This window comes from Methylomonas sp. BG-2, from assembly GCF_057766305.1.
Window position 1 is genome coordinate 1 of sequence record NZ_JBYMAP010000301.1, and the last position, 4,040, is coordinate 4,040.

At 61.5% G+C, this 4,040-nt stretch carries 3 protein-coding genes; 1 reads left to right on the forward strand and 2 read right to left on the reverse strand.

Annotated elements, in window-relative coordinates; all coding sequences use genetic code 11:
* Both AC3B8H_RS19120 and AC3B8H_RS19125 read right to left on the reverse strand, forming a co-directional pair.
* Window positions 1-2,791, reverse strand: a 2,791-nt coding sequence (locus AC3B8H_RS19120; RefSeq protein WP_488443113.1) for a hypothetical protein, incomplete at its 3' end; no start/stop codon positions are given.
* A gap of 272 nt (window positions 2,792-3,063) precedes the next feature.
* Window positions 3,064-3,372, reverse strand: a complete 309-nt coding sequence (locus AC3B8H_RS19125) for a hypothetical protein (RefSeq protein ID WP_488443114.1) — start codon at window positions 3,370-3,372, stop codon at window positions 3,064-3,066.
* 40 nt (window positions 3,373-3,412) lie between these two features.
* Between AC3B8H_RS19125 and AC3B8H_RS19130 the strand changes: the two genes are divergently transcribed.
* Window positions 3,413-3,754, forward strand: coding sequence for a hypothetical protein (locus tag AC3B8H_RS19130; protein ID WP_488443115.1), 342 nt, complete (start codon window positions 3,413-3,415; stop codon window positions 3,752-3,754).
* Window positions 3,755-4,040: the final 286 nt, after the last annotated feature.

Here is a 4,040-nt window from a genome sequence, read left to right on the forward strand (position 1 = left end):
CGACGGTCGAGCCGGACAGCCGGGCCACGCAACCGCGCCCGTGTTGGCGCGGATCGATGTCAAAGCCGCTGGACACCAGAAAGCTGGAGTTTTCGATGGGGCTACGCTGGTATTCGGCGGGATCGCGGAAGGCGACCAGCAGTTGTTCGAGGTCGGCGTAGAATTCTTCGACCAACCCGGCCCTGACCAACTCCAACACGAATTTATAGTGCATGTGCAAAAAGATCGAACCGTTCTCCAGCCAACCATCGTTGAACACGCCGATCCGCCCCAAGGCCAGCGCATCGTCGCCCAGCGGTGCGTTCAGGCGATACATGCCCAGTTTACGGTCGAACAAAGCGGATGCCCGCGCGGCCTGGTACAAACGGCGTGCCTCGTCCGGTCCGGCGATCCGCAAGGCATGCACAAAGCCTTCCAGGAACAAGGGTAAGGTATGCTGTTTAAATCCAAGCACCTCGACCTTGCCGTCTTCCAGCGCTTGGTAGTCGCTTGCTTCGTAAAAGTAATAGGTCTGTATGCCTTGCGGCGTTCCGGCTTTATCGATCGCGGCCGTCAGATGCCGGCTGGCCTTGGTCAGAAACTCGCGCAATTCGGCCAAGCCTACCGTGCTGACTTCACCGGCAAAGCCCATGAATACGCTGGCCCGGTAGCCTTCCTTGAGACGGCCGCTGTCGCGCCAAAACCGCTCGGCGCTGGGTTCCGGTTCCGCCAGCAAGCGCTGTAGTCCGGCAATAAACTCAGCCAATTCGGCCGGTAACTCACAGCTCCCGGCCAGACCTTCCAGCGCTGGCCGGGTGAATTCCACCAAGCGCAGCAGCTCTATCGTCTCGTTGACCGCCGAGCCGAAAATGCCGGGCAGGCCGTTCAAGGCGTCGCACCAGCCGGGCCGATCCGCTTCCATTTCGATGCCGATGCCGGCCGGGTCCAGCGTTGCCAGCTTGTTGGCGACCAAGGTCAAAATCTTGCCCAACAAGCTGGTATAGACCACCTCGCCCAGGCCGTGCCGGTCGCGAACCCGCTGTTTATCGACCGCGCGGGCGGCGATGAGCGCTTGCTTGTCGGCATTGAATTGCACCGCGCCGTATTGGCGAACGCCGTTGCCGGTCAGTACGCACTTTTGCGCGCGCGGCGCGACGAAGTGGCTGGCATCGAAAAAGCTGTAGCCGGTTTCCAACAACAAGCCGGCCAGCCGTTCCGGAAAAATCGCCCGGTAGGCGATCAGCAAATCGACCAGATAGGTCCAATGGTCGGACCAGTAGCCGCGATCGAATTCAGCATCCTCCACTTCGCGGGCCTCGGCCAGGATGGCGCCAATAGCGGCTTCGACATCGGCACCGGCCTCGGTCAGTACTTGCCAGAGCTCGGCGTATTTGAACTCGGTGGCCAACAGTGCCGCCACGGCCGGCAGACCGGCGCAGCGTTCCACCAGACGCTCTGGTGCATCGACCACGAAACGGCTGTTGCGTAACGCGCAGGGGTTGTAACCGTCCGGCTGGATCAGGTTGAAAAAATAGCGAATGTTGCGGGTACCCAGCGCCGGTTCGAAGAACAAATCCACCCGGCGGTTTTGCAACACATCGCGAAAATCGCCGTTCCCCTCGGAATACGGCGTGTCCTGCAATAAAAAGTCGTTGTAATCGCGCTCCAGGTCGCCGTGCTTACGGCCGAACAAATACAGTAACGCCCCGCCCGGCACCGCGGTCGGAAAGCCGCCGCGCAAACCGTTGTCCAGGTAACACTGGCGAACATGCGCGTCGAACAAGGGCTTGGCGGTGGCGGTAAACGCCTTTTGCCCGATTTGGTCCAGCAGATACCGGTTGGCCGCGCGCTTGGCTTCGAAATAACCGGCCTCGGCGGCCTCGGCGATGAAGGCCAGACCGACCTCGGGCGACGCGGCATGGCCATAGATGCCGTAAAACACCCGGCTGGCACCGGGCGGCACCTCCAGCCTCAGAGTCTGGAAGGCCGACGGCGTGCGGTTGCCGGCCACTTGACGATCCAGATCCAGCGCGGAGTCGGCGAAGAAGCGTTCCGCCCTCGCGAAATCCCCGGCCAGGCCGAACACCCGCTCCGGATCGACAATGACCGGATTCAACAGACCGTCCTTAAGCCCTGCAAAGAAATTGCCCGCCACGACCGGCTCGACTTGCGGACTGTCGGTCGGCCACACCCGGAGCCGATAAAACGCCACCCGGCTGGCAACGCCCTCGACGCGCATAAACGCTTCCGAGGTGCGGCTCATGAATTTGAGTATCCATTGATTCATCGCGTAAGGCAGCACTTGCGGCAAGCCGTCGACGACTTCGATAGCCAAACTAACCGGCGAGGTGTTGGTGATTTCGACTCGGCGCAGCAACCCGGCCACCGCCGCTTCCGGCAGCGTCGCCATATCGGCGCGGATGCGTAAGCCCAAGCGCGGATGAGATTCCTCGACGCCGACTTCTTGTTCCGACACATACAAACGCTGGCGAACGTCGGCGCCGGCATTGCGCTGGAAAGGTTCGTGGCAAATCGCGCTCGGACCGCTACCTATCTTCAAAAAGGTGCGAAAACCGCGCGATGCGGTGAGTTGATAAGCTTTGTCGGCCGGGAAAAACTCCAGAAACGCGCCGTCTTTGTTACGCACGCCGAAACTGGCGATGGCCTGGCCGCGATTGACGTAAAACGCCCAGGCCGGCCGGCCCGAAACCCCGGCGATGCCCGGCAGAAAACTGGCAAACGCTGCTTGGTCGTTGTATTGCTCGACGACGAAAGCGCCGTCCGAGTCGAAGAAATAAGCGGACTGGTTCAAGGGGCTGACCTCGCGTGTCGCGGTGAAAACGTTGTCCAGCTTAGTATAGACTCCGGGTTTTCACTGGCCGTTTCCGCCGATGGGCGGGCCAAAAACTGCTGATAGAGCAGCATGCCGCCAGCAACGCCTGCCCGCGCGGCAACACCCTCAAATACCCGGCCTTTTGCTTTGCCTTATTCCGCGCGGTTTAAAGAATTGGCACGATAACTGCCGCCCTGCCCGGCTGTAGGCTTGGTAGCGAGCCTGCCGTATTCATTCCAACCAAGAGAAAATCAAATGAAAAAACTTGTTTCGTGGCCGGCCTGTGGCTTTTCGGCAGTCAAACCGCATTCGCCCAACAAGCGCCGGAAGCCCCCAAACCGCCATTGGGCTTTTTCGTAACCAGCACCGGTATCGGTAAAGGCGCGGATCTGGGCGGCTTGGCTGGCGCCGATGCCCATTGCCAAAAACTGGCCGGCTCGGTCGGCGCCGGTCATCGAACCTGGCATGCTTATCTGAGCACCCAAGCCAGCGCCGGCCAGCCCGCCGTCAACGCCCGCGACCGAATCGGCAAAGGGACCTTGGGCCAATGCCGCCGGCATCATCGTCGCGAACGATGTCGCGCATTTGCACGGCGATACCTTGGAACTGGCGCAGCTGGGTAACAACCTGCACAAAAAGACCGCATACACCGAGAAAGGCGATGCGCTGAAAGGCGTCGGCGACACGCCGAACGAACACGACATCCTGACCGGGTCCAAACCGGATGGCACGGCCTATGCCGATGCCGCCGACCACACCTGCAAAAATTACACGAGCAGTGGCGAAGGCACGGTCCGCGTCGGCCATTTCGACCGTACCAACGGCGGCCGCACCGGCGGTAACGTGTCCTGGAACTCAACCCACGACGGCCGGGGCTGCAGCCAGGAAAACCTGGTCAGCACCGGCGGGGCCGGCTATTTCTATTGCTTTGCCGCCGACTAGTTCTTTGCCGGGTTCTCGGTCGCGCTGGTCATTTCGGCAGGGATTGGCGTTCGCGCTGTTATTAGAAACGAATTCCAGCGCCACGGACGCATCGAAGCCTGCCGACCGCGGCGGGATGTCCGCTTCCCGGTGGGGATGACGGCCGCTGCGTTGCAAACCCTGTCGCGTCATTGGCTTGGTCGTCGGCGCGTCGTTGACTCGGTCGTTGTCGCGCCGTTGGCTCGGTCGCTGCGCGCCGTTGGCTCGGTCGCTGTCGCGCCGTTGACTCGGTCGTTGTCGCGCCGTT